This window comes from Loigolactobacillus binensis, from assembly GCF_005405165.1.
Lineage (GTDB): Bacteria > Bacillota > Bacilli > Lactobacillales > Lactobacillaceae > Loigolactobacillus > Loigolactobacillus binensis.
Genome location: NZ_BJDN01000005.1, coordinates 107,837 through 133,130 on the forward strand (window position 1 = coordinate 107,837; position 25,294 = coordinate 133,130).

Below are 25,294 nucleotides of genomic sequence, written 5' to 3' on the forward strand. Positions count from 1 at the left end.
TTAATTTTCTCAGCATTGAGTTAGCTAAAACGGCGTAAAAAAGAGCGCTTGTTGTGTGCTTGTGTCAGTCAAATGATTCGCTACACACAATTTAAACACCATTTTTACACGCTAAATCGTTTCACTGCGAATATCAATAAAGTGGCCGTGGATTGCAGCCGCGGCGACCATGGCTGGACTGGCCAAATGGGTCATTGAGCCGGCCCCTTGGCGGCCTTCAAAATTACGGTTAGAGGTGGAAGCACAGTGCACACCAGCTGGCACTTGATCAGGGTTCATGCCTAAACAAGCGGAGCAGCCAGGTTCACGCCATTCACAGCCTGCATCTTGGAAAATTTTAGCATAGCCACGCCGTTCGGCCTCATCACGAATTGCTCGTGAGGCGGGCACCACCAACGCCGTAATGTTTGGGTCGATTTTACGACCACGCATAATATTAGCCGCAATTTCCAGATCCGATAAGCGACCATTAGTACAAGAACCAATGAATACAAAACCTAGATCAATGTCCTTAGCCTGCCCTTGCGGCTTTAGGCCCTCATAATCATAAGCTTTCTGCATATTGATATCTTTAGGTTCCGGAAAAGGCTGATCGATCGGCACGGCCATCCCTGGATTAGTCCCCCACGAAACATAAGGCGCTAACTTAGTGGCATCAAAATCGTACTGTTGATCAAAAGCACTTTCGTCATCTGTATAGAATTGTGACCAATAGTCACTGGCTGCTGCCATATCTTGCGGTGCGTATTCACGGCCTGCTACATAGTTAAAAGTCGTTTGATCTGGTTTAATGATCCCTGATTTAGCGCCACCTTCGATCACCATGTTACAGATCGTCATGCGCTCTTCCATGGACATGCGTTCAATCGTATCACCGTAAAATTCAATGGCGTAACCCGTACCAAAATCGACCCCATTTTGGGCGATCAAGGCCATGATCAAATCCTTAGCGTAAACCCCTTTTGGTAGCTTACCTGACACATGGATCCCCATGGTTTTAGGTTTGGCTTGCCAGATGGTCTGGGTCGCAAAGACATGTTCCACTTCGGAGGTCCCGATCCCAAAAGCAATCGCACCAAATGCACCATGCGTTGAGGTATGCGAATCCCCACAAACAACGACTTGGCCGGGCTGTGTCAAGCCTAATTGGGGGCTGATCGCGTGAATGATCCCTTGTTGGCGATCACCTAATGCCGCTAAACGGACCCCGAATTCAGTACAATTTTTCTTCAAAGTATCCATTTGCCGCCGTGAGATCACGTCTTTAACGTTGAAAATATCTTCAGTGGGAACATTATGATCCATCGTCGCAAAAGTCCGCTCAGGGCGGCGAACTTGCCGCTTATTTTCTCGTAGGCCTTCAAATGCTTGAGGCGATGTCACTTCGTGCACAAGGTGTAGATCAACGTAAATTAATTGTGGTTGTCCCGGTTCACCTGTGATCACATGTTTATTCCAAATTTTATCAAACATTGTTTGTGCCATTCGTTCATCGCTTCTTTCGTTTTAATCTGCTGCTTTGATCCGTTCAATAATGGCTTGCGTCATTGAATCGGTGGTTGCACTGCCCCCTAGATCAGGGGTCATGATCCCTGCGGCTAACGTTGCCGCAAGCGCCTGATCAATTTTGGCGGCCGTCGCTGTCGCTTGAAAACTATTGCGCAGCATCAACGTGATCGAGTTGATCATTGACAATGGATCGGCCTGACCAGTGCCAGCAATATCCGGCGCCGAACCATGAATCGGTTCATATAGACTAGGCCCGCTGATCCCCCGACTTTCTGACGGAATCGTTCCCAGTGAACCCGTGATCGTCGCGGCCTCATCGCTGAGAATATCCCCAAATAAATTTTCGGTAATGATCACATCAAAGTGCGTCGGCTGTTGAATGATCTTCATTGAAGCAGCATCCACATATTCAAAGTCGACGGTCACATCCGGATAAGCAGCGGCCACTTTCTCAGTGATCCGCCGCCAAAGTTTACTGGTCGCCAACACATTGGCCTTATCGACAACCGTTACGTGGTGCCGCCGCGTCTGGGCTAGTTCAAACCCAGCCTGAAGGATTCGCTGGATCTCACTAGCCTGATAGACCATCGTATCAATGGCGTGATCCGCCGCTAATTCCCGTGGTTGGCCGAAATAAATACCACCGATCAGTTCCCGAACGATCACAAAATCAGTACCGTTAACCAACTCTGCCTTTAATGGTGAGCGCGGTACCAACGCAGGTAGCACCTGGGTCGGCCGAATATTTGCAAACAAGCCTAATGCTTTACGGATCGCCAACAAACCTGCCTCAGGCCGTTGCGGGGCAGCATCCCACTTAGGCCCACCAATTGCGGCCAGTAAAATCGCATCAGCAGCTTGCGCACCCTTTAATGTCGCTTCCGGCAATGGTTCACCAGTTGCGTCGATTGCAGCGCCACCGAAGGGATAAGTTTTTAGCGAATAAGTGAAATCCGTTGTTGCGGCAGCGGCGGCCAGCACCGCTAAACCTGCTTGCATAATTTCTGGGCCAATATAATCACCAGGTAATACGGCTATTGTTGCGCTCATGCCGAGATCACGTCCTTCTTGTATTCTTGCATCATAGTGCGTAATTCTGCGTCGGAAACTAATTTGGTGTGGTCAGCGATGTCTTTGAACATCGGGAAGATCCGCCGCATGTCACCGCGATCGACGCGGTAACCAATGTGGTTCAATTTTTCCATAACTGCGTGGCTACCAGATAACTTACCTAATGGTAAGGCCGTTGCGGGCATGCCCACGGTTTCCGGCGTTAAAATTTCGTAAGTTTGTGGGTTCTTCAAGAAGCCATCTTGATGGATCCCTGATTCGATTGCGAAACAATTGACCCCAGTAACTGGTTGGTTATTGGCAACCGTCATTTCGGAGAAACGGCTGACCATTTCACTGGTTTCCTTGGTATATTCCAATTTAATGTTATCTTCACATTGATAGTAATCATGGCGGACATAGAAGTTAGCGGCAATTTGTTCCAACGCAACATTACCGGCGTGTTCACCGATCCCATTGATCGTCCCTTCAACACGGGTGGCACCATTTTCGATGGCGGCTAATGTATTGGCGGTGGCCATCCCTAGATCATTATGGCAATGAGAGGAGAACGTGATCTCAGCAAAGTTAGCGATATGTTGCTGTAAGTATTGGAACAAATGTGCGAATTCAGCCGGATTAGTATAACCAACGGTATCCGGAATATTGATCACTGTCGCTCCGGCGTCGATCGCAGTTTGAACTGATTCAGCCAGAAAATCTAATTCCGTTCGGGTGGCATCTTCTGGCGAAAATTGAACGATATCGAAGAAACGTTTAGCGTAAGTAACGTGATCATGAATGCTTTGAATCACTTCGGCTTTGGTCATGTGTAATTTATCTTCGCGATGGATCGGGCTAGTGGCAATAAAGACGTGGATCTGCTTATGTTGCGCGTTCTGCGTGGCCTGAACACAAGAGTCGATATCCGCATTTTTGCAGCGGGCTAAGCCAGTGATCATAGTGTGGGTCACGGCTTCAGAAACAGCTTTACAAGCAGCAAAGTCTTCGGGTGAAGCAATGGGAAAGCCGGCTTCGATAACATCAACGCCCCATTTTTCTAATTGTTTAGCAATCTGAACTTTCTGTTCAATGCTGAAATTGACCCCGATCGTTTGTTCACCATCACGTAACGTTGTGTCGAAGAATTGAATTTTTTTCATTTTGAACACGCTCCTCATTTAAGTTTTGTCTATATCAACGTGCTCTGCAAGCTGACCGCCTTGCATCACACTCACAGCAAAAAAATTAGCACCCTATCTCGGTTAAGAAATAGGGTGCTAAGCTAATTGCCTTGCATTGAGCCCTACTTCCCTAAAGCGAATAGGACTCAACACAGATTGTGTAGAGTCCTGTTTAGAGGAGGAGGGCAAAGAATAAGGAGGTGTTCGATTGATTATTAATTTGTTTCGTCATAACGATCAGCTCCCTTTCACGATTCATTTGCTTGATTTGATGTCCTTATCCTATCAATTTAATTTTTCTTTGTCAACATTAATTTTCATTTATTTTTCATTTATAACTTATAACTAATCCTATCCTCATAAGGCACCAATCAAGTGGTGTTCCCACTAGCCAGCAAAATACGCAGCAGGCCGCCTAACATTTTAGTAAAAGTTACTGCAAGGGCTGCAAAAACCAGCCGGCAATATGGTATCATTTGGGTAGTCAATTTTCTGACTGTAAGTAAAGTAATGCAACCGTTAGTCATACTGGACTTACGGTTTAAAAATACCGCAATGATCAGAATAGATACTTAATAATTGCTAATAAAACTTCGCTAGCGAAGCTTAATTCTAACTTTGAAGGAGAATTATTTGATTATGGAAACACTTTACCGTAGTACTCGGGATGCGGCTGCTAAGGCAGTCACAGCTTCGCAAGCTATTTTGCAAGGTTTAACTCCCGATGGTGGTTTGTATGTTCCTGTGGAAATGCCAACGATCAATTTAGATTTTGCTAAGCTAAGCACTTTTTCTTATCAAGAAGTGGCTTACCAGGTCATGCAGCCTTTTTTCAGCGACTTCACTGAAACAGAATTACGCGCTTGTATTGATCAAGCTTACGATAAGAAATTCGATACGCCGGCGATCGCGCCTTTACGCCAATCACAAGATGGCTACTTTTTAGAATTATTCCATGGCCCGACGATCGCGTTTAAAGATATGGCGCTTTCGCTATTACCACACTTAATGACCACAGCGGCTAAGAAAAATCAGGTCGCTAAGGACATCGTCATTTTAACGGCAACTTCTGGTGATACTGGCAAAGCGGCAATGGCTGGTTTTGCGGATGTACCGCACACGAAAATTATCGTATTTTATCCGCGTGATGGTGTCAGCCCGATCCAAAAGCAGCAAATGGTGACTCAAACTGGCGCTAACACTGCCGTAGTTGCCTTAACCGGTAACTTTGACCAAGCCCAAAGCCACGTTAAAGCGATTTTCAACGACACAGCTTTTCGGCAAGAATTAGCGCGCAATCATTATCAGTTTTCATCAGCTAATTCAATCAATATCGGCCGGTTAGTGCCTCAAATTGCTTATTACATTTATACTTACGCGCAGTTATTAAATCAAAAAGCAATCCAGCTGGGTGATAAAATCAATATCAGCGTACCTACTGGTAACTTCGGTAATATTCTGGCTGCCTACTACGCTAAGTTACTAGGCTTACCGGTCAATAAGTTGATCTGTGCTTCTAACCGAAATAATGTGCTCACCGATTTCTTCCGCACCGGTATTTATAATCGCAATCGTGAATTTTTCGTCACTTCTTCGCCATCAATGGATATTCTAGTTTCCAGTAATTTAGAGCGGCTATTGTTCCGGCTGACTGGCCACAACAGTGAACAAACAAAACGGCTCATGGAAACATTGACCACCACCGGCTCCTATGCCATCAATGAAACGATGCGAGCGGAATTAAGTGGCTTCTACGCCGGTTACGCGGATGAAGCAGCAACGACCAAAGAAATCAACCGTATTTTCCGGGAAAATCAATATACGATCGACCCCCATACTGCAGTGGCATCAGCCGTTGCGCGCCAATACCGGGAAGCCACTGGTGACAAAACTTTGACGGTTACGGTGGCGACTGCTAGTCCGTTTAAATTCCCGAATACCGTTTTAGCGGCTTTAGCCGGTGAACGTGAGGCAACTGATGGCGTTTTAGCTGATGAACGTTTAGCTAACTTCATTAACCTACCTTTGCCCAGCGCCGTCAGTGATTTGATCGGCGCCCCAGTCCTGCATAAACGGGAAACAACGCCTGAACAAATGCGCAGCATTATTGCTGATGTGCTTAAATTACACGCCTAAATAACTAGCTGATCAATCCAAAACAAGCGACCAGGACTTTTTGCCCTGGTCGCTTGTTTTTTTGGCGTGGAAGCACCTACGCCAAAACTGGCTTTCAACCGATTTTCCGGTTGTTCTTTACCTTTGTTTAATCCTTTAACCTTTTCCTAAGCAAATCGCTACACTTTGATCACACTTTTTTAGGTTTGCTTTAAGCCAGCACCAGTAAACTGTATTTATCAACTAAAGCAAGGGATGACTAAATATGATTCTTGATTATGACCAGAAAATGAAAAATATCATCACCGCCCAACTAGTCAGCGTGGCCTATCCGCAGATCGTAGCTAAAGCAGAAAGTGGTGAAGTTTTAACGATCAAAACTTCTGAAAAACAACGTGAAGATCCATTATTCTGGGCCTCACTTAAAAATATATTGACGGCGGGATTATGGATCCCAGTGGGCCGTCATTTCCACCAGTTGCTGTCATTTGACTGGATGGTCCCCGCCGCTACGGTTTAACTGATTGCAGGAAGGCGCAGCCGGTGTGCTGGAAAACTACCCGCATTTATTACGCTATGAAAGGAGCTGTTGCGTATGTTAAAAGTCGTCGAAATCTTGGTTGCCGCAATGCTGACCCCAATTCTATTAGGCCAAGCCAGCGTCCTTTGGATCAATCATCAAACTAAGAATTCACCACTGATCTATGGCAAAGAAAGGACGCACGTCATTGCAAAACAAACCCATTAAAGCAATTAGCGGCTGAGATCATCACTTGATCGCAGCCACTTTTAGTCAAAAAAAAGCCGTGCCTATTTGGCAGCGACTTAACTAATATATCAGATCATGCAGTTGGTTGCTCATTATCAGTTGTTGCTTGTTGTGCGTGAACAAGATCGTTGTAAAAGGCCGCGTACGTAGCCGATTGATAAGGTGCGATCCAGAGAAAGCCAATGCCTAAAGTTACAACCCCTAAAAGATCCCAACCTAGAAAACTAAGCATTAAAATGAAATAATCCATTTTATGCCCATACATCAAGGCGCGACTGCGCGTAATCGCGGTTAAGATACTTGCTTGTTCCCGTCCGGCCAGGCGATCATCTTGATAAATCAAGTAAGTCTGGCTGTAAGAAAATGACTTGATGATCCCAGGAATCAGAAACAGCATTGACCATAAGGTTGTGAAAACGTAAATCCCAATGGCCAATACTAACAAGGGGATAAACCAACCATTATCAAAAGTGAAAAAAGGCGCGCGTACTGGATCGATCTTACGTTGCGGATCTCGCAGCCAGCGGATGTAAGTTAATGATACCCCAACCGTGGCCAACGTGATCACAACTTGGCTGAGCATTTGAAACAGCCAGGCTAAGGTACTCACGTTGTCACGGATCATTCCAGTAAATACGATCACCGACCACAAAATAATCATTAAAAGATTAGGCAGCAAATTTAATACAATTGCGGTGCCCCAATGGCCCCGCAATAAATTCTTAGCCTCAGCCTTAAGCTCGGCTCGTGTTTTCGTCATTTAATTGTCGCTCCTTCATCAAATTAGGGTGTGTTATTGCAATTTATTGCCAACAGCATAAACAGGCTTAAAACACCGTTTAGCTTTTGCGACACTTTCTAGTATAACTGAAAACCTGTTTTTGGGGAAATAGCCTGTTGCTCCAGGCTATCTTTTTCGGCCAGTGCCAATGGTTTGACATCCGCCACCACAAGTTTAATAATTAGATGCAAATTTAAAAAAAGCTGGGCTGCTATTGTGACTGTTTTACATAGTATGTTTTCTTCCTTACGGGTCAAGAATTTCCGTTACTTTTGGTTTGGTCAGTGTATTTCAGTAATGGGTACCTGGGTACAGCGCACGGCCCAAACTTGGTTGGTTTATCAAATGACAAAATCGGCCTTGTTAGTCGGTATTTTATCAGCGTGTCAATTCATACCCATTTTATTACTGACCTTAGTGGCCGGCACGTTGATCGATCGTTATCCTAAACGAAAGATCCTCTTACTGACCCAAACTGGGTTTTTAATTTTAGGTAGTATTATGACTTTGATCGTATACCTGAAAGTGGTTCAGTATTGGCAAATTCTATTGATCGCCATCGGTTACGGTCTGCTTCAAAGTTTTGACCGCCCGACCCGGCAATCCTTTGTGGTCGAATTAGTTGGTCCGAAAGATTTAATGAATGGTATTTCGTTAAATTCAACCGTGTTTAACTTAGCTAAGATCGCTGGCCCTTCGTTGGCTGGTTTATTAATGGTTAAGTTCAGCGTTAGTTTTTGTTTTCTAGTCGATGCGATCAGTTACATGGCGGTGTTAGCTGGATTATTTTTGATCAAGCAAAAAGTTGTCCTCGCTACGCCGTCACACCAGCGGCTGTGGTCAGACATTAAATCTGGCTTAGCCTATGTTTGGTCACATGCCAATATTCGCCTTAGCGCAGAATTAATGTTGGTGGTCTGTACATTAAACTTTAACAATAATGTGATTATCCCTATTTTTGCTAAAACAGTGCTCCACTCTGGTGCACAGACCTACGCCAATTTATTGGCTGCCACAGGGATCGGTTCGCTGATCGCTGCTTTTTTGATGAGTTACCTGTCGCGTTTTGGTCTTCAACGCAATATTTATTTAATGGCTGGTCTGGGAACTGCAACGGTGCAAGCGCTAATGCTTTTTGTTCATTCGTTTACTTGGGCCATGGCACTGATGATGATCAACGGCTTCTGTAATATGATCTTCTTAAATCAATCTAACGCGTCCTTCCAATTCGCAATTCCCGATCAATTACGCGGGCGCGTCATGAGTGTCTATGTTCTACTGAATCAGGGGACCACACCGATCGGTAGCCTGTACGTCGGTGGGGTCATGGATATCTTTGCCGGCGCTTGGGGCTTTCCTGCCTGTGGCCTATTAGCTTTATTGTTGCTGATACCCGTATTGATCAGCCAACGAACATTAGTCAAACAATGGCTATGGCCTAATGCCAATGCTAATTAAGTTCAAAACAATAGGTATTTCCATGAAAACTGCGTATAATAAGGATAATTATTTAAAAAAAGAGGTTGCGCTAATGAAAATAAATAAACGGCGAGCAGCCGAATTAGCGACGCCGCTGGTAGTAGCTTCCGGCGTTTTTGGCGCTAGTTTGCGCTTGTTCGATTATGCCTTTAAACGGGTCGATTACATCCCCGAAACATCGGCCGATAAACAGAAATACGCTGATGATTATTATCGTTACTTAGATTGGTATAAGCAGATCCCCAAGGCTACTTGGCAATTGCATCCCACCGATTCAGCCAATCATTTAGTCGCCCATTTTATTCCCGTTGCGGCCAGTAAACGGGTTGTGATCATTTCTCACGGCTACAAAGGTGATGGCGCCACCATGGCTAATTACGCTAAAATGTTCCACGAACTCGGCTATAACGTGCTGCTGCCAGACAATCGTAGCCACGGCAGTAGCGCCGGCGAATATATCAACTTCGGTTGGTTAGACCGGGTCGATTATTTAGATTGGTTACAAATGATCATTGATAAAGTTGGTGTCACCGCAGAGATCGTACTGTTTGGCGCCAGCATGGGCGGTGCGACTGTGGAAATGATGAGTGGCGAAAAATTACCACCGCAGGTCAAAGTCTTGATCGCCGATAGTGGTTACTCCAGTATCGAGGCCGAACTAGCCTACTTATTGAAAAAGCAATTTCATTTGCCAAAATATCCGTTTGTGCCACTAGTTAGCTTGATCAACAAGCGCCACTTAGGTTATTACCTCAATACAGTGCAATCAACTACGCAATTACAGAAAAATTACTTGCCAATTTTCTTCATTCACGGTGATCATGATAGCTTTGTGCCCAGTGAAATGGCCTTCCGTAATTACAAGGCTACCCAAGGTCCCCGCGAACTCTGGCTAGTCAAAGGTGCCACCCATGTTGAAAGCTTTTGGTTGGATCCATTGCGTTATCGCCGCCACGTAGTCGCCTTCCTACAAGAATATTTACCAGATCCACCAATTCCAAACGATTGACTTGCTTAACGAATAACCCGCACAGTTGGACCAAAACCCAATTGCGCGGGTTTATTTTAGATTTGGCAAAAATAGTCGGTTCTCTTGCCCCAGTTAGTTACCTTATCTGAATGTATAACTAAAGTTTAAAAATAAACTACAAAAAGCGGCTTGACGTCTGCCTTAAACCTAAAAATGCTAAACTAAGCCTATTTAGAAAGGATCGAATTAATGTTCACACAGTTTATGACGGCATTCACAGCGACCTTTTTGCCGCTGATCGGCTATCTATTTTTACTGCCTTTTTTATTCGTATTGGTGCTCACTTACCTCAATCGCAACTCCAAACAACTGCTGGTCAACCAATTTGGCCTGCAAGCCCAAGTTTATTGCGGAGGCCTCGGCATTATTTTACACGAAACCAGCCACCTATTAACGGCGTTACTTTTTCGCCATAAAATTATCGACTACAAATTACTGGTGCTACCGTGGCACCTCAACGCTGATTCGACTGAACAGGCGCTTGGTTACGTCAAACACGCCGCAACTAAAAAGCTGTGGCCGACGCTTGGTAATTTATTCATCGGCATCGCGCCCATTTTTGGCTGCACCGCCGCCATGTACCTTAGCACCTATCTGTTATTACCAGTGACTTACCGACGTTTAGAAGCTTTCGTCACCGCTCCCAGCGGCGCCGCACTGCAATGGTTGCTGGGTAGCTTCGCGCTTAGCTCATTACCCTTACTGCTACTTTGGTTAGTATTAATAACCAATATCACCTTAGGCGGCTTTGATTTAAGCCCGGCTGACTTCAAAAACGCGGCTACTGGCGTCTTACCGACATTATTGCTGTTACTAGTTATTAGCGGGTTGATCGCCATTTTAGGTCGCAGCGATGTGGCGACCGCGCTGATCGAACATGTTGGCCTGATGACCGTCAGCTGGCTGATCATGTTCGTGCTCGTTAGCGTATTGCTAAACGGATTGCTGCGGTTGCTGCGATTAGTGCATTAGTTTTAACAGTCAAACGTGAAACACGACACTAAAACAGACAGTCGTATTGCACGTTTTTTTATTTTGCTCTTGACACTGTTATTAACTGTTATATACTGTTTATCAGCAAGGAGGTTTTGCGATTGCATCTTATCATCCAGCACTCATCCATGGTGCCGATCTATGAGCAGATCTACACCCAAATCGAACAACAGATCATTCACCAAACCGTGATCGCTGGCGCGCAACTGCCTTCGGTTCGCGGCATGGCCAAGGAATTAAGCGTCAGTGCACTGACTGTCAAAAAAGCCTATGACCAACTAGAAGCCAGCGGCCTGATCGTCACGGTCCATGGTAAAGGCAGTTTTGTCGCCACGATCGACCCACAAACTAAAAAACAAGAGCAAGAAAAAGAGATCGAAGCCGAACTAGGCGCTTTGATTCAAAAGGCGCAACGCTACGATCTCAGCCTTGACGATTTTACCGCGATCGTCAAGCTGCTTTGGGAGGAAAACTAATGTTAACAATTAATGGTTTACAAAAACACTATCCAGATTTTGACCTTGATGTTTCCTTCAACGTTCCCGATGGTCAAATTGTGGGGTTGATCGGCCGCAATGGTGCCGGCAAATCAACCACCTTTCAGACGATTCTCGGGCTGATCCAGCCAGATAGCGGTGAACTAAAACTTTTTGGTCACCCGCTTAACACGTTGACCGCCACGGATAAAGCCAAAATTGGCGCCACCTTTCCCGACAGTTTTTTTGCTGAAACGCTAACGATCAATGCGCTCAGCAAAATTTTAGCCGCCACCTACACCACCGCCTTTGACGCCACTGCTTTTTTGCACACAGCCGCACAACAACAGCTGCCGCTAAACAAGCCGTTACGCGATTTTTCGACGGGGATGAAAGCCAAAGTAAAGCTGCTGGTGGCCTTAAGTCATCAGGCCCAGTTTTTAGTGCTGGATGAGCCGACTTCCGGCTTGGATGTTGTCGTCCGCCAAGAAATCATTGGCTTACTGCAAGATTATCTCGCTGCCGATGAATCCCGCAGCATTCTGATCAGTTCGCACATTTCCAGCGATTTGGAGCAGCTGGCCGATGTGATCATCATGATCGATGCCGGCAAAATCGTCCTGCAAGAAGATACCGATGTTTTGTTAAACGATTATGGCATCATCAAGGTCACCGCGGACGCCTTTGCAACGCTGGATAAAAAGCAGCTGATCGCCACTAGAAAAACGGCTTACGGCTATGCCGGTTTAACTAACCAACGCCAGTATTATCAAGAAAACTACCCGCAATTGGCCATTGAAAAAGGCTCCCTAGATGAATTATTACTGCTATTAACGAAAGAAGATGACGTCCAATGAACGGCTTATGGTTAAAAGATCTGATCGTTTTAAAGCAGCAACGGTTGGCCTTTATGCTAACGTTTGTTTTATCGACACTTTGTATTTTAGCCTTTCGCCAAATCGGCGTTGCGATCGGCATGCTGATCTTTGCGCTAACGATCGCCTTTTTGATGCTCAGTACCGTAACTTTTGATCAGCAAAACCACGGACTACGGTTCCTTTTCACCTTACCGTTTACCCAACGCCAATATGTGCGCCAAAAATTTCTCTTCCTGCTGGCAACAATTGCGGCTGGTACTGTCGTCATGGCGGTGATCGGCGCTGGCTTCAACGCACTTTTTAACTGGCAAGTTGCGGCCGCCGATATTGTCTTTGTCACCTTCGCCATCAGCATCAGCACGTTTTGTATTTTAGCGATCACTCTGCAAATGCAATTAGCCAACGGCCCGGCCAGCGCCCAAGTTGCCATGTCGTTGATCGGCGCGATCGTTGCCGTGCTCATCGGCGGCTGCTACGTGCTGATCAAGTTTACTAGCTGGGGCGCCACTGTTTTTCAGAATTTACTACAATACTACGCCAGCGACGGCAGCCTCGTTTTCATTGTTGCTTTGCTGCTACTTGGTTTGGTGGTTGGCCTAACTAGCTATGTTAGAAGTGTTAAAACGTTATTGATTTAGTAACTAAAAGTGCTGCGCGCGGCAAACCGATAAGGTGGGGCCGTGCGCAACACTTTTTTAAATACGATTCAGCTGTAAAGCACCGTCTCATTGAACAAATAGGTTCAGATTTGGAACAGTTGTCCTGCTTGCATGTTAGGGGCAAATCTGAAAACGGCTGTTTATTCAATCATTATCGGGCAAGGGGGGCAGATCAGGCATACGCTCACGCAATTCATCTACCATCATTGATATTGTAACTTTGGATAGTTCTTCTTCCAAAGCATTTATGCCATCATCTAAATGAGTTCGCAATATACCATAAATGTTTCCCCCAATTTTAGAATGCTCATCAGGTTGCTTATTAAATCTAAAAATGTCGTTTGTATCTATTGGTTCAACCGCCGAAAATATTTCCCAAAGAGTGATGTCGTCAGGGCGACGAGCTAATGTGGTTCCCCCTGGTCCTGGAGATACTAAAATCATATTTGCTTGCTTTAAAGATTTGAATACATTGCGAATAGTAACAGCATTTACTCCCATACTTTCAGAAATAATATCGCTGTTAATTTTTCGGTCATTTGATAATGCTGCAATAATCATCACGGTATGAACAGCGATAGGAAATCTTGTGCTAAATCGCATTGATAATCACCTCGAAAAAATTGTAGCATATATCGTTACAAAATACAATCTGTAGTTATTGACGTTACAAACTATTTGTGATAGTCTGTAATATAAGCAGTTACAAATACTTGTAAAACTCTTTCAGAATAATTATAGGAGGTGTAACTTAATGAATGTTAAAGTTTTATATCATTCGTCGACAGGTAATACAAGAAAACTCGCTGATGCGATAGCAAATGTGATTGGTGTATCGGCAGAGCCGATAACAAAAGAATCAATCTCGTTTTCGGTGCCTATTGATTTACTGTTCATAGGAGATGGTATTTATTTTGGAAAACCCAACAAAAACACAATCGCGTTTATAAATCAACTAACCCCGCAAACAGTAAAGAATGTTGCTGTATTTGCAACATATGGTGGTCAAGGAAAGATTGGTGCTGATATTAAAAAAATGTTCAACGCCAAAAGTATAAATATTATTGGAGAGCCGTTCGTATGTAAAGGACAGTCGTGGATATTGATGAACCGCAAGCATCCTGATAAAGTTGATATTAAAAAAGCAAGTGATTTTGCAAAAAGTATGATACGGCAAATAGACTGATTATACAGATACAAACCGCAAGCGACCATCTTCAATTAAATAGAAACTTGACGTTTTTACTCCATTCACAGTTACCGAACAAGTTTTATTTCTTTGTTACGATGGTAATACTTTAATAATTAAAAGTGCTATGTTCGGCAAACCGGTAAGGTTCGGGCCGAGCGCAGCACTTTTTTAAATACGATTCAACCGTAATTTTTAATAAAACAAGTATACTATGTTATACTGGTTATACAAAGAGGAGGCGTTCGGTATGTTTGATGTAAAAACGGTGGCCCGCGGTAATTCACTTGCACTCAGCCTACCAAAAGACAAACGTTTTAAAAAAGACCAACGTTGGATTCTGATTCCATCAACCGATGGTGAATCATTTACCTTGATTCCACGAATTGAGGATCCCTACGCCGGTACCAGTCCAGATGAACCAATGACTGAAGAATGGCCTGATGTTAGCTTTGGCGAGGTTGAATAATGGCCTATACACCAAAACAGAAAGACATTATCTGGGTGAACTTTGATCCACAACGTGGGCGTGAAATAAAAAAACGTCGTCCTGCGCTTATTTTGAGTAGTAACACCTATAACAGAAATACTGGCTTTGTAATTGTGGCACCAATTACTTCAACACTACGCAACCAACCCGGCTATTTTACACTTCACAATTACGAAACACATGGTCAAGTTGTTGCCGCACAAATTCATTCTTTTGACGCTGCTCCACGTGCAAATCGGGAAATTGGCTTTATCGAAACAATGCGTGACGAGGATTTCTACCGTATTGCGCAAATAATTAACTATAACTTTGGATTTGCCTTTTAAAATTATCGTATTAAACCGTATAAATACGGCCAATGAATCTATAATAAAAGTGCTTTCCTCCAGTTACTGCAGTTGAGCGCGTTAATAATATCGCACAACAAATATTGACTCGTCGTTACTGATAATCAAATTTTGATCTCAAAATTCGTACTGGCATTTTTCTGAAAATTAGTGATATACTAGGTTCACTAATACAAGTGCGTATAATTGATCAGCACAGGGGCTCATTCCCTGCGCTGTTTTTTTTCGTCCTCGTAAATTTGAAAGGTAGGTTTTTGATTTTTGAAATTTCAACAGCGTTTACCCCAATCATTTAAGGAAACCCTATTATTCATGGCCGTTATTTCCATCATCTCGGTTAATCTCATTGCACCGGTGATCACTGGATTGGAGATTGGCTTTTCATTTGCCCACTGGGCGCAAGTCCTGCAGCAATTGCCACTACTGTGGTTAGCCGTTATTTTATTGGTCGTGCTGACCCAAAAGCCAGCCCAGTTTTTAGCCGGTAAATTCCTGAAACAACAGCAAAACAGCTTTGAGGCCACTATGCTAGTCACCGCGCTGTGTAATGTTTTCTTGATGTCTTTAGTATTGACGATCCTAGGCACTTGGATCGGTACTGGCGCGATCACGACGGAACCGATCATGCATTTCTTCAATAAATGGCCGCGGAACTTCACGATCGCATTTATCGTTGAAGCGTTCATCGCCCAGCCGATCGCGCGGTCAGTTATGGCTTGGTATCATGGCCGCGGCGCTACTGGTAGTGAAGCTTAGATTTTTAATTGAACTGTCGGAGGAGCTCCTCATGCCGTTAAATGAAGACTTACCGATATTGGTACTGATCTCCTTTGCTGGGACTTCTAATAATACAGCCAGTAGTAGCTCGATCATGATCAGCCAACAAAACAAGACTGTTACCCACTTATCTGAACACCAAAAACAACTGCCCCACAATGACAAAATAGTGCGGTATGATCCAATGATCAATTTATGAATCACTGAGTACCTGGAAACCCGACCATTCCAATCAATTAAATAATATAAGCTTGTGGCCACCATTATGCGGAAAATCCTATTAAAGCTTGCCACTGCAACAAAACCATCAACAGGATACTGTACAGCCAGACGACCAGGCAGTCATTAGTTGCTGATTGCCTGGTCGTCTTATTTATGGTCGCCGAATTAGCAACTAGTCAAACGGAAATTTCATCCCCCACGCGTTGCGCACGCTATCCATAATATGACTGACATCATGGGACAAGGCCAACTGACCGTCGTCGTGACCGGCCGCGATATAGCGCTGCATGTCGCGAACTTCATATTGCAAAGCAGCATTAGCGTCACCGGCAGTCAAAGTTTCAGTGGTAGAAAGATGCGCGTCAGCGGTGTAAGTGATCTTCGCGGTCGTAGCCCGCGGGTAGTTGTCGATCTCAACGTAACCTTTAGTCCCGGAAACAACGCCGCGTTTCGGTTGTTTGGCACGCAGGGATAAGGCCATCACTGCTAGTTGTTGTTGCGCGTTTTTCAGAACGATCCCTGATTGCTCATCCACACCAGTTTCAAAAAACTTAGCAGTAGTCAGCGTCACATTTGGTTGGGAAGCCAAAAACGAACGAGCAAAAGCAGTGGCATAACCGCCAATATCCAGTAAGGCACCGCCGGCTAGGTCTTTATTAAAGAAACGATTCTGCGGATCATAGTCTTTCAAACTACCAAAATTGACCTGCACCAGATTGATGGCACCGAGTTTACCGGCAGCGATCAAGGCTTGGACCTGTTGGTAGATCGGCATGTGGAACAAGGTCAACCCTTCAGTCAGGATCAGTCCTTTGTCTTTAGCCAGTTGGGCCACTTCATCAAATTGCTTAGCATTAACGGTGATCGCTTTTTCAGCAAAAACGTGCTTGCCAGCATTTAAGGCTTTTTTGATGTATGGATAATGGAAGGTGTGGGGTGTGGCAATGTAAATAATGTCCACGTTAGGATCAGCGATCAGTGCCTCCGGCTTGACCGTTATCGGTGGCTTTGCCGCTTTGATCTTCGCCAGCTTCCCAGTGATCAGCTCCTTCGGTTTGATCACCGTATTGGATACACTGTACGCGCTGATCTCCGCCTTAACGATCCTACCTGCGATCATTGGCTTGACGAAACGCTGGATTCGGATCAAGTCTGGCTTACATTAAATTCAACGCTACTAAAAAGTCGGTATTCCTGTTTATTAGCCAGGAATGCCGACTTTTTGATTCCGTATTACCCTAATCAGTTAAATCATAATTTCAACTGCCGATAGATCTGTTGTGAATCGTGTGCCAGCGACAGATCAGAACGATGATTAGTTAGTAAGATCACCCCTGATTTGCCGTCACGGCTCATAGATAAGCCAACTTCGTAACCACCTTCAACACCGTGACTGACTACAAAATCACGATAGCTGTATAATCCGCCGCGATAACTGCCATCAGTGGCGTCAAAAAGAGTGGCCACATTGGCAGCCGTCAGAAAACGGCCTTGCTGAATCGCCTGTTCTAAATGAAAAAGATCAGTGGCGTCACTATACATGTTGCCGGTACCTAGTTTGGCGTTTAATTCTGCCTGCGTTTCGCCATGCCGCTGAAGATAAGGCAAATACGCGTAGGTAGTCGTGTAGCCGATCGCAGCGTGCTGTTCTTTTTTAAAATCATTGACCATAAAGCCAGTATGCTGCAAGTTTAACGGCTTAAGTAGCCGCTGCCGCACCACAGTTTGGTAACTTTTGCCTGTAAGCCGTTCAACGATCCCTGCCAACAACGTGTAATTAACGGGTTGATAATTATGCTGACCAATTTGTTTGACCTTAACGTGTTTAACTGCAAAAGCGATGATTTGCCGATCGGACATCATTTTTTGGGGTTGCACACTGCTGTACAAGCCAGAATTCATGTCCAATACTTGGCGTAAGGTTATCTTCTTACTCTGCGCAATTTGTGGGTAATAACGGCTTAGTGGCGTATTTAACTGCACCTTGCCGGCTTGAACTAATTGCATAAATAACACTGCCGTGAACACCTTTTGCACGGACGCCAATTGGTAGCACGACCCAATCGTATTGCGCTGTAAATGAAACAAATTAGCATTGGCGTAACCAGAACTGTACTGTAATAACGTGTGCCCGTTATGAACGATCAAAGCCGTGCCAATAAAATGATGAGCCGTTAACTGTTGACGAACCTTGACAACCGTTGCGCCATCTGGCGTGGCCGCCTGCACCGAACTCGCCCCAACTAACAACACGCAGAGCATTCCCAATAAGGCCATTAGTCGTTTCATACCGTGAATCATCCTCTTATTTTAAGCCTCAAGCAACGAGCAAGAACGGCCTGATTTTACCACAAAAATGTGGCTAATGTTTTAATTAGGCAACGGCAAAACACTGATTCTTGAGTTCACTCGCTGATCTATAATTAAGTTCACCAAGCTAATTAACACTAACGCTAGAAAGCAAGGCTTGAATAATGCAAGTAATTTTAGTTATGGGTGCCCCTTCACCGACTACTCAAGTCTTTCCGCAGTTCGCGTGATGCACTTAAATATATCCAAGAACAGATCAGTAAATTGACCGGTACCACTTTGAACCGCTCAAATATAAGGCGGTATGAACACATTTCACCCCACTTGATTAATCGGTGCATGCGCCGTAAACGCCGCAATATTGTCGCCTACCATTTTGATCAAGCGCTGCCGCGTCTCAAGACCACGCCAGCCTATGTGGGGTGTCACAATCACATTAGGTAACGTAAACAGTGGACTATCATCGGGAAGCGGCTCAACTTCTTGAACGTCCAACCCAGCGCCAGCAATTACATGCTGCTGGAGTGCAGTGATCAAAGCCGCTTCATCAATCAGACCGCCACGAGCAGTATTGATCAAAAAGGCCGTTGGTTTCATCGTCTTGAGCAGCTTGGCGTTCACCATATGCTGGGTTGCGGTTGTTAGTGGTAGATTCAGTGAGACAAAATCACTTTGAGCGAATAAGTTCTCTTGGGTCGTAAAATGAATCCCCGCGATATCTTCACGTGGCGTGCGGGTAGCAACTAAAATAGTCATTTCCATTGCCCGCGCAACCTTGATAATTGCGCGCCCAATATGGCCATACCCCACGACACCCAATGTTTTACCGTTTAATTCAACATGCTTGACCAGCAAATGTTGCTCAAAATTAGCATGATCGCCTAACGCCAGCATTCCCAGCTGTGTCTGCATGGAACTTGCTAGGCTTAGCATCAGCATAATCGCCGTGTGGGCTACTCGTTGTGTACTGTATTCAGGAATATTGGTGAGCGTAATATGTTGCTCACGCAAGGCCGACAAGTCAAAGTTATTGTACCCAGTACCAGCCTCTACAATCATCTGAACCGATTCTGGTAGCTGGCGAATCAAATCGCCGGGCATCGAAAGTTCTTTGGTCACTAGGATCGTAGCACCCTGTGCGCGCTCAATAATTTGTGTCGGTGTCGATGATTCATATACCGAGACGTCTGCCGCAATGGTGTGCCAATCGAGTTGCTGATCGTAGTTGACTTGCTCGCCGTTTAAAACCACAATTTTTGTCATCTTTAAAGCCCTCCTATTATTAGCTGATCATCAAATATAAACCTGACTTACTAAATAAAGCGCTACTTAACACTAAGCAACGTTTGGATACCTTGATAAATCACAGTATAAACCACCTGATCAGGGTAAAGCTTGCTAGATCGTTAATTTATTTCGTGTTCTCAGAAACTGCGTAGCTAAAAATTAAAAAGCCAAGTTGGCCCATTGTTCAGCGGTCAGTTCACAGCGGTGAATAATTATTAGCTTCAGTCCTTTTACTTTAGCATATCAAGATTTGGACTAAAGACAACTATTTTTGTTTTTGAAGCCACAGCTTAGTCCCACGCAGATTATTTTTTACTTTTAATAAGTTGAGTAATAACGCATTTTATTAAATCGGCCTTTAGTTGTTTCGTTCCATGTGGAACATTAATTTCAGGCTCACTACCACCATTAACTAACAAAGTCATAAACGGTTTTAACAAAGAAGATCAACAAAACGATGATAATGATCGGCCGTGCAATTGCACTGCCATAGCGTTTATAGTACCGTGCGCCTAAATGATTGCCGACAATGCTAAAGATACCGGCGACGATTCCTAAGAGAAACAGAATTTTACCACCATTTAAATAGACCAACAACGCAGTGATATTAGTGGCCAAATTGATCACTTTGGTATTGCCAGCCGCCAAATCAATTGGTAAATGCGCTAAGCCCGTCAGTAATAATAGTAGAAAAGTGCCTGTACCTGGGCCGTAGAAACCATCATAAATACCTAAGGTCAAGGCGATCACCAGGGTCCAACTAAATTGCCGCTGACTTAGTGTTGTAAGTGCTAATGGATTAGCGTGCAGCGCGTGACGATTCAGTAACAAATAAAGTGCCGTTGCCGGTAAAACGATCAATAAAATCAAGCGAAAATAGTAATCGGATAATTGCAATGCGATCAGGGCACCGATAAACGAACCGATGATCGCTGTGATCGCCGATAAAAAAGCTAACTTGAGCCGAATATAGCCACTGCGGGCAAATTCAAAGGTTGCAACGGCGGTCCCCATTGCCGAAGACACTTTATTAGTCCCTACCGCAAAATGTACCGGAATCCCCGTCATAATATAGGCAGGTAAGGAAATCAAGCCGCCACCACCAGCAATCGCATCCACAAAACCGGCCAAGAAAACCAAGGGGCACACGATCAAAAATTCATTTAGCATCTGCTCATCTCATTATTTTTTAATATTAATATCATCTAAAACCAATATAGCAGAAATTGCCGGTTGCAACAGCCTTTTCTAGTGTTATTTTTAACTATTTTTTTCGCCGACTACCTCAATAGACTAAAAAAAGTTAACCGCTTTCCAACTAACTTTGTTAGAATATGTATTAGAGACGACCTAATGACTTTATTAGCTATCTTTACTGGTATTGTGCCTTAGCTAATTATTATTTACTGACTGGCCAAACTTATTCGTTATTATTAGGCAGTCTTATTCAAGCCAGTTTGCTGATCAGCACCTTGATCGCCGTCTTAGGCTATCGTGGATCCCGGTGGCGACATGATTACGAACACCGCGGTTACAGAATTTTCACTCTACGCTTTGCATTGATTTTGTTTTCTTGTCTCGGTAACGTTGCTGTTTTTGGTGGTTACATTACTCAATTTATTTGGATGTTTAAAGCAACTTTGAATTAGGTATTTCACTAATATTTTTTCACCAGCGAAACGCCTATACTGGATGTAGTTTTTTATTAAGAAAGATAGGTGAACCCATCATGGCACATTTTCACATTGATCACGCGGCGTTAACTGGCCAGCAAGAAACGCCGGCCAGCGCGGCGCAGCCAAAGGAGGAATTCCCCAACGTATTCGATTATCCCGATTTTATTGAAATGCGGCCGCAGCTCCGTCAGGCGGTCCATACAGTAGCTGAAGAATCCTTCGACCACCCTGTTTTACCGGTCCAAATCGAGCATATGGCCGTGGCCTTGGAAGAACAATTAGAACAAGAAACACGTAAATACGAGGCCCAAAAGGTCGTCTTTGTCAATCAGAAAACTGAGTGCAATGATTTATTGCGTTTGTACACTCAAGTCCTACAAGTGATCAGTCGGCATCCCGACCCTAACAATACTGATATTGAGGATCTGATCTTTGCAGTGGATCAAACGCGCCAAGCATTACAGAAATTACCGGAAAAAGCCGGTGTCGGGCCTTTATACGACCCTGATGAGACACGCGCACTTATTCCAGCTACATTTTATGATTTCGTTATTCGCCGCTTAGCACATCCCTACTATATCAACGATTATCATGAATTACGGCTCAAGGACTTATCGACGGAAGGCCAGCAATATGTAGCGCGCTTATCCGCTTATGCCTTTCGCGACTGGGATGCCTATTTGACCCACGAATATGATGCACAACATATCATTAAAAACGAAAAGCAGCTAAACGATCAAGTTTACTACACTAAATTAGAAGAAATCGAATTAAAATACGCTGACAAGGCCTATGCACAGATCTTCGCTGACACATTCAATGATTTTACGGCGATTTTAAAACCAAACTACCTGAAGCGTTTTGACATTCATACCACCCCTATTCCAGAAGCAAATGCGGTATTATGCAAAAGTCTAACTAGAATCATCCTTAAGCGTTTCCTAGTTGACGCTCAAGGCTACGAACACGTTATGGATGAACCGATCAAGCAGATCAAAACTAAATACGCCTTTTATTTGGAAAATTTTTCATGAATCATTAAGGAGCCTTTGCCATGAATTTATCCGCTGAACCTGGCAGTCCCGAATTTGAGAACGCCATTTTTATTCTGCACCAACCGCTTACTGCTAAAACTGCGCCACTATTCGTTTTTCATGACAACGTGACGCCAGAACCGATGGATGCTGAAGCTTGGGCCATGCCGGCCTATTTAAGCGAAGGCTTCAATCTATTCTGCGTTTTTGCACAGAACATGGGCACCAACTGGTCGGCCACTTTTGCGCAGGTCACGATCGAAAATGGTAACGAGGTGACTAGTATGTCGAATGTTGTCCCCACGGGCTCTGGTTTTAATGCCATTGCCCACGTTGACCGCCACGCCGCCATTGAACTTTTAGCCTACTTTGAAACCCTGGCCGCCAGTAATTTAGGCCATTGGGAAATGGGCGCTTAAAGGAGCCGCAGCATAAATGATTTATGCTTGCAGCTCCTTATTTATATTTACCCTAGGTAGCGCATCATTTTAGGCTTTGCAAAACTAATTGTGCTGGTGAGCGGTGCCGTGATTGATAAATGATCGCCGCAACTTGGGCCACCGATAGTTCAGGCTCATGTAATACCCAAAAAACTAAAATATCAAAAAGTCCGCCAATAATGAGTTCACGCAAAAATGAGCTAGGCACATCAGGCAAGCCTGTGTTGCCAGTGGCCAGTGTCGGTGCAATATAGCGTTTCAGTTGCTGCCGTAATTTTAGAATAAACTGCTGATCACCATTTTCCCCTAACAGAACCTGATAGGCCGTGAATTTTGCTTTGATCGCTGTAGTTAGTGCTCGATACACGGCTTGTTCTTGAGCGGGGCTAAAAGTTGCTAACCAGTTTGCTGGTAACGGCTGAACTACCACAGTTAAAGCCGCGATCAATTCGGTTTCTAAGGCTGTGATCGCCGCCGGTAGATCAACAAAATGCAGATAAAAAGTACCCCGATTAAGCGCTAATTTTTGCGTAACTTCTGTAACCGTTAATGCCCGCAACGGTTTAGTCGCCGCCAATTCCACGATTGCTGCCAAAATTCGTTCGTGTGTTGCAGTGAAGGTCATGCGTTTAGTCAAAGAATCAACCCCTTTCAAGCTTTCACTCAACAAATCAATTGTAATTGTTGATTGCTTCCCGTGGTTACAGGAACTACACTACCATTATACTTGGTAGTATACACATCTGAACTAGAAGGAGCTGTTGACATGCCAGAAACAACCGTTATTATTGGCGCGGATCAAGGATTAGGTCTCGCCATCGCCCACGAATTTGGCGCTCACGATCATAAAATAATTTTAGTTGCTAGAAATCAGGCCAAATTAGTGCAGGCCCACGCTAAATTAACTGCGGCTAACATTACCAGCACCTATTTAGTCGCTGATATTGCGCAATTAGATCAAATTGAGCCCTTGTTCCAAACACTGCAAGCCAAAAACGAAACGATCACTAACCTAATCTTCAACGTTGGTGATACTCATTTGGATAATTCACTTAACGGCTCGTTAGCCACGATCCAACAAACATTTCAATTAAACGTTTTAAGCGCGATTCAAGCCGTGCGCGCGTTTTTAAACCATTCGACGACCACGCAAAAGCGCGCGATTATTTTCACCGGCGGTGGTGCCACTATTCGACCGACAAATACGGCGGCCACACTATCACTAACCAAGGCCGCATTACGCAGCTATGCACTGACCTTACATCAACAGCTGGCCGACGAAAATGTTTTTGTCAGCATCGTGACGGTACAAGGTATTGTGGGCCTGACCGCCGCCACTCAACCCCAAAAAATCGCAGCGGCCTACTGGCAGTTATTCAGCGATCGCCAGCTGGCGGAGCTATGCTATCCGGCGCAACAAACTGAATCCGAATTTACGCAGCTAAAACAATTACTTAAGGATCCTGTTGCGCGGGAACAATTATTCCAAAAACAACCAGAACTAGCGGCAAAGTTAAAACCATTGCTCGCTGAAAAATAGATAGCGCACCGCTAAATCACGATCAAGGCTGATCGTGATTTTTTATTTGATCCTGATTCCCGATTTTTACCGCCAGATCGATCAATGCTTTTTCCTGGCTAGTCAATAATCGGTCACGTTTATAAGCGATCACCGTCTCGCTTTGTAATTCGGTGGTAGCTAATTGATAAGTGGCTAACGGCGTAGTTGTTGGGTGGCTTTGCCAAACAGACCGCGGGACAAAAGTAGCGGCAGCGAACCCTTGTTGCACAAGCTTGATTCCCGTATTCAAACTAGCGGTACGTAAAACGACCCGCGGTTCAATATTATTTTTAGTTAAATATTGGGTCACCAAACGCTGAAAGCCAGAATTTTGATTTTCCATAATCACTGGCTGGCCGTCGATCAAAGCCCGACAATCATTGATCACGGTCACTTTTTGGGTTGGCCGTTGGTAGGAGGCGTGCTGCGGTGGCAATAACAAATATAGCGGTTCACGATCAAATAATTGATAGTGGATCTTATGATTATCCACCGGTAAAACACCGATGTATAGATCCAAATTACCATTAAGCAACTCGTTTTCCACCTCACTGCTAGGATATTCAACTAGACGCAATTCAACCTCTGGATAACGCTGATGATAAGTCGGTAATAGACGCGGCAAAATCTGTTCCCCCAGTGATTGGGTGACGCCGATCGTCAAGCGCCCATGTCCCGCCTCATTTAACGTCGCTAGGCCGTGATAAAGTGAATCATATTGGGCAATGATGTGCTGCAGCCGGCGCAAATAATATTCCCCAGCGTAAGTCAACTGCAATGGATGATGCTGGCGCTGAATCAAACGCGTGCCTAACGCGGTTTCTCGCTGCCGGATCAATTTGCTCAATGCCGGTTGCGTCATAAATAAGGACTCGGCGGCGGCCGTAATGTTACCGAGTTTAGCCACTGCTTCTAGAATCGCGCTAAACTGTTTATCTTTTTCCAATGGTGTCATGGTTCCAACTCCTATTTAACTTATATGCGTTTTTTAGTATAACTTTAGTCTAAAATAATTATTTCACAATTTGGCCAAAGCGA

At 44.5% G+C, this 25,294-nt stretch carries 28 protein-coding genes and 1 pseudogene; 18 read left to right on the top strand and 11 right to left on the bottom strand.

Going from position 1 to position 25,294, the window contains the following annotated elements; genetic code table 11:
* Positions 1-111: 111 nt before the first annotated feature.
* The 3 genes from leuC to FFM78_RS03885 are packed head-to-tail and all read right to left on the bottom strand — an operon-like array spanning position 112 to position 3,722.
* Entirely contained in the window at positions 112-1,485 is a 1,374-nt protein-coding gene (gene leuC, locus FFM78_RS03875) for a 3-isopropylmalate dehydratase large subunit (RefSeq protein WP_137637129.1), read from the bottom strand.
* A 21-nt stretch (positions 1,486-1,506) separates the two neighbouring features.
* On the bottom strand, positions 1,507-2,559 hold the full coding sequence (gene leuB, locus FFM78_RS03880) for a 3-isopropylmalate dehydrogenase (protein ID WP_137637130.1): 1,053 nt from the start codon (positions 2,557-2,559) through the stop codon (positions 1,507-1,509).
* Positions 2,556-3,722 carry a 2-isopropylmalate synthase gene (locus tag FFM78_RS03885; protein ID WP_223877001.1) on the bottom strand — a complete coding sequence of 389 codons (1,167 nt, stop codon included), beginning with the start codon at positions 3,720-3,722 and terminating at the stop codon, positions 2,556-2,558. The genes leuB and FFM78_RS03885 overlap by 4 nt, the downstream gene beginning before the upstream one ends.
* Before the next feature lie 660 nt (positions 3,723-4,382).
* On the opposite strand from FFM78_RS03885, the gene thrC reads away from it, so the two are divergent.
* The 3 genes from thrC to FFM78_RS13800 all read left to right on the top strand — a co-directional run bounded on the left by thrC (position 4,383) and on the right by FFM78_RS13800 (position 6,606).
* Positions 4,383-5,879 (top strand): threonine synthase, encoded by a 1,497-nt coding sequence (gene thrC, locus FFM78_RS03890; protein ID WP_137637132.1) that lies wholly within the window; start codon positions 4,383-4,385, stop codon positions 5,877-5,879.
* A 244-nt stretch (positions 5,880-6,123) separates the two neighbouring features.
* The gene (locus FFM78_RS03895; RefSeq protein WP_137637133.1) at positions 6,124-6,378 is read left to right on the top strand and encodes a hypothetical protein; all 255 of its coding nucleotides are present in this window, start codon (positions 6,124-6,126) and stop codon (positions 6,376-6,378) included.
* Between the two features lie 75 nt (positions 6,379-6,453).
* Positions 6,454-6,606, top strand: a complete 153-nt coding sequence (locus FFM78_RS13800; protein ID WP_171001830.1) for a hypothetical protein — start codon at positions 6,454-6,456, stop codon at positions 6,604-6,606.
* A 94-nt stretch (positions 6,607-6,700) separates the two neighbouring features.
* On the opposite strand, the gene FFM78_RS03900 is transcribed toward FFM78_RS13800, so the two are convergent.
* Positions 6,701-7,387: a DUF975 family protein gene (locus FFM78_RS03900; RefSeq protein WP_137637134.1), complete on the bottom strand. Its 687-nt coding sequence runs from the start codon at positions 7,385-7,387 to the stop codon at positions 6,701-6,703.
* A gap of 255 nt (positions 7,388-7,642) precedes the next feature.
* On the opposite strand from FFM78_RS03900, the gene FFM78_RS03905 reads away from it, so the two are divergent.
* From FFM78_RS03905 to FFM78_RS03930, 6 genes are all read left to right on the top strand, one after another.
* On the top strand, positions 7,643-8,866 hold the full coding sequence (locus FFM78_RS03905) for an MFS transporter (protein ID WP_137637162.1): 1,224 nt from the start codon (positions 7,643-7,645) through the stop codon (positions 8,864-8,866).
* A 73-nt stretch (positions 8,867-8,939) separates the two neighbouring features.
* Positions 8,940-9,896 carry an alpha/beta hydrolase gene (locus tag FFM78_RS03910; protein WP_137637135.1) on the top strand — a complete coding sequence of 319 codons (957 nt, stop codon included), beginning with the start codon at positions 8,940-8,942 and terminating at the stop codon, positions 9,894-9,896.
* Between the two features lie 210 nt (positions 9,897-10,106).
* Positions 10,107-10,889: a hypothetical protein gene (locus FFM78_RS03915; RefSeq protein WP_137637136.1), complete on the top strand. Its 783-nt coding sequence runs from the start codon at positions 10,107-10,109 to the stop codon at positions 10,887-10,889.
* A 122-nt stretch (positions 10,890-11,011) separates the two neighbouring features.
* Positions 11,012-11,386 carry a GntR family transcriptional regulator gene (locus FFM78_RS03920; RefSeq protein ID WP_137637137.1) on the top strand — a complete coding sequence of 125 codons (375 nt, stop codon included), beginning with the start codon at positions 11,012-11,014 and terminating at the stop codon, positions 11,384-11,386.
* On the top strand, positions 11,386-12,243 hold the full coding sequence (locus tag FFM78_RS03925; RefSeq protein ID WP_137637138.1) for an ATP-binding cassette domain-containing protein: 858 nt from the start codon (positions 11,386-11,388) through the stop codon (positions 12,241-12,243). Before FFM78_RS03920 ends, FFM78_RS03925 begins: the two co-directional genes overlap by 1 nt.
* Positions 12,240-12,902 (top strand): ABC-2 transporter permease, encoded by a 663-nt coding sequence (locus FFM78_RS03930; RefSeq protein WP_137637139.1) that lies wholly within the window; start codon positions 12,240-12,242, stop codon positions 12,900-12,902. Before FFM78_RS03925 ends, FFM78_RS03930 begins: the two co-directional genes overlap by 4 nt.
* Positions 12,903-13,067: 165 nt before the next feature.
* On the opposite strand, the gene FFM78_RS03935 is transcribed toward FFM78_RS03930, so the two are convergent.
* Positions 13,068-13,526: an RrF2 family transcriptional regulator gene (locus tag FFM78_RS03935; protein ID WP_137637140.1), complete on the bottom strand. Its 459-nt coding sequence runs from the start codon at positions 13,524-13,526 to the stop codon at positions 13,068-13,070.
* 151 nt (positions 13,527-13,677) lie between these two features.
* On the opposite strand from FFM78_RS03935, the gene FFM78_RS03940 reads away from it, so the two are divergent.
* The 5 genes from FFM78_RS03940 (at position 13,678) to FFM78_RS03960 (ending at position 15,925) form a co-directional block, all read left to right on the top strand.
* A complete protein-coding gene (locus FFM78_RS03940; RefSeq protein WP_137637141.1) occupies positions 13,678-14,109 on the top strand; it encodes a flavodoxin family protein in 432 nt (143 codons plus the stop codon).
* A 253-nt stretch (positions 14,110-14,362) separates the two neighbouring features.
* A complete protein-coding gene (gene mazE, locus FFM78_RS03945; RefSeq protein WP_137637142.1) occupies positions 14,363-14,581 on the top strand; it encodes a type II toxin-antitoxin system PemI/MazE family antitoxin in 219 nt (72 codons plus the stop codon).
* Positions 14,581-14,928 (top strand): type II toxin-antitoxin system PemK/MazF family toxin, encoded by a 348-nt coding sequence (locus tag FFM78_RS03950; protein ID WP_137637143.1) that lies wholly within the window; start codon positions 14,581-14,583, stop codon positions 14,926-14,928. The genes mazE and FFM78_RS03950 overlap by 1 nt, the downstream gene beginning before the upstream one ends.
* 282 nt (positions 14,929-15,210) lie before the next feature.
* Positions 15,211-15,705, top strand: a complete 495-nt coding sequence (locus tag FFM78_RS03955) for a DUF2798 domain-containing protein (protein WP_137637144.1) — start codon at positions 15,211-15,213, stop codon at positions 15,703-15,705.
* Positions 15,706-15,736: 31 nt separating this feature from the next.
* On the top strand, positions 15,737-15,925 hold the full coding sequence (locus FFM78_RS03960; RefSeq protein ID WP_137637145.1) for a hypothetical protein: 189 nt from the start codon (positions 15,737-15,739) through the stop codon (positions 15,923-15,925).
* Positions 15,926-16,120: 195 nt separating this feature from the next.
* On the opposite strand, the pseudogene FFM78_RS03965 reads toward FFM78_RS03960, so the two are convergent.
* Positions 16,121-16,936: pseudogene (locus FFM78_RS03965) on the bottom strand (Gfo/Idh/MocA family protein); the annotation flags it as partial.
* Between FFM78_RS03965 and FFM78_RS13960 the strand changes: the two are divergent.
* Positions 16,902-17,114, top strand: a complete 213-nt coding sequence (locus tag FFM78_RS13960; protein WP_223877002.1) for an MMPL family transporter — start codon at positions 16,902-16,904, stop codon at positions 17,112-17,114. The pseudogene FFM78_RS03965 and the gene FFM78_RS13960 sit on opposite strands and share 35 nt — an antisense overlap.
* Positions 17,115-17,199: 85 nt before the next feature.
* Here the strand turns inward: FFM78_RS13960 and FFM78_RS03970 are convergent, their stop codons facing one another.
* From FFM78_RS03970 to FFM78_RS03980, 3 genes are all read right to left on the bottom strand, one after another.
* A complete protein-coding gene (locus FFM78_RS03970) occupies positions 17,200-18,237 on the bottom strand; it encodes a serine hydrolase domain-containing protein (RefSeq protein ID WP_137637146.1) in 1,038 nt (345 codons plus the stop codon).
* A 336-nt stretch (positions 18,238-18,573) separates the two neighbouring features.
* Positions 18,574-19,521 (bottom strand): NAD(P)-dependent oxidoreductase, encoded by a 948-nt coding sequence (locus FFM78_RS03975; protein ID WP_137637147.1) that lies wholly within the window; start codon positions 19,519-19,521, stop codon positions 18,574-18,576.
* A gap of 432 nt (positions 19,522-19,953) precedes the next feature.
* On the bottom strand, positions 19,954-20,715 hold the full coding sequence (locus tag FFM78_RS03980; protein ID WP_137637148.1) for a sulfite exporter TauE/SafE family protein: 762 nt from the start codon (positions 20,713-20,715) through the stop codon (positions 19,954-19,956).
* A gap of 559 nt (positions 20,716-21,274) precedes the next feature.
* On the opposite strand from FFM78_RS03980, the gene FFM78_RS03990 reads away from it, so the two are divergent.
* Complete coding sequence (locus FFM78_RS03990) at positions 21,275-22,255, top strand: hypothetical protein (protein WP_137637149.1); 981 nt, start codon at positions 21,275-21,277, stop codon at positions 22,253-22,255.
* 20 nt (positions 22,256-22,275) lie between these two features.
* On the top strand, positions 22,276-22,674 hold the full coding sequence (locus FFM78_RS03995; RefSeq protein WP_137637150.1) for a hypothetical protein: 399 nt from the start codon (positions 22,276-22,278) through the stop codon (positions 22,672-22,674).
* Positions 22,675-22,738: 64 nt separating this feature from the next.
* Here the strand turns inward: FFM78_RS03995 and FFM78_RS04000 are convergent, their stop codons facing one another.
* Positions 22,739-23,332, bottom strand: coding sequence for a TetR/AcrR family transcriptional regulator (locus FFM78_RS04000; protein WP_137637151.1), 594 nt, complete (start codon positions 23,330-23,332; stop codon positions 22,739-22,741).
* A gap of 129 nt (positions 23,333-23,461) precedes the next feature.
* Between FFM78_RS04000 and FFM78_RS04005 the strand changes: the two genes are divergently transcribed.
* Positions 23,462-24,235 carry an SDR family NAD(P)-dependent oxidoreductase gene (locus FFM78_RS04005; protein ID WP_137637152.1) on the top strand — a complete coding sequence of 258 codons (774 nt, stop codon included), beginning with the start codon at positions 23,462-23,464 and terminating at the stop codon, positions 24,233-24,235.
* A gap of 22 nt (positions 24,236-24,257) precedes the next feature.
* Here the strand turns inward: FFM78_RS04005 and FFM78_RS04010 are convergent, their stop codons facing one another.
* Positions 24,258-25,211, bottom strand: a complete 954-nt coding sequence (locus FFM78_RS04010) for a LysR family transcriptional regulator (protein WP_137637153.1) — start codon at positions 25,209-25,211, stop codon at positions 24,258-24,260.
* Positions 25,212-25,294 lie beyond the last annotated feature (83 nt).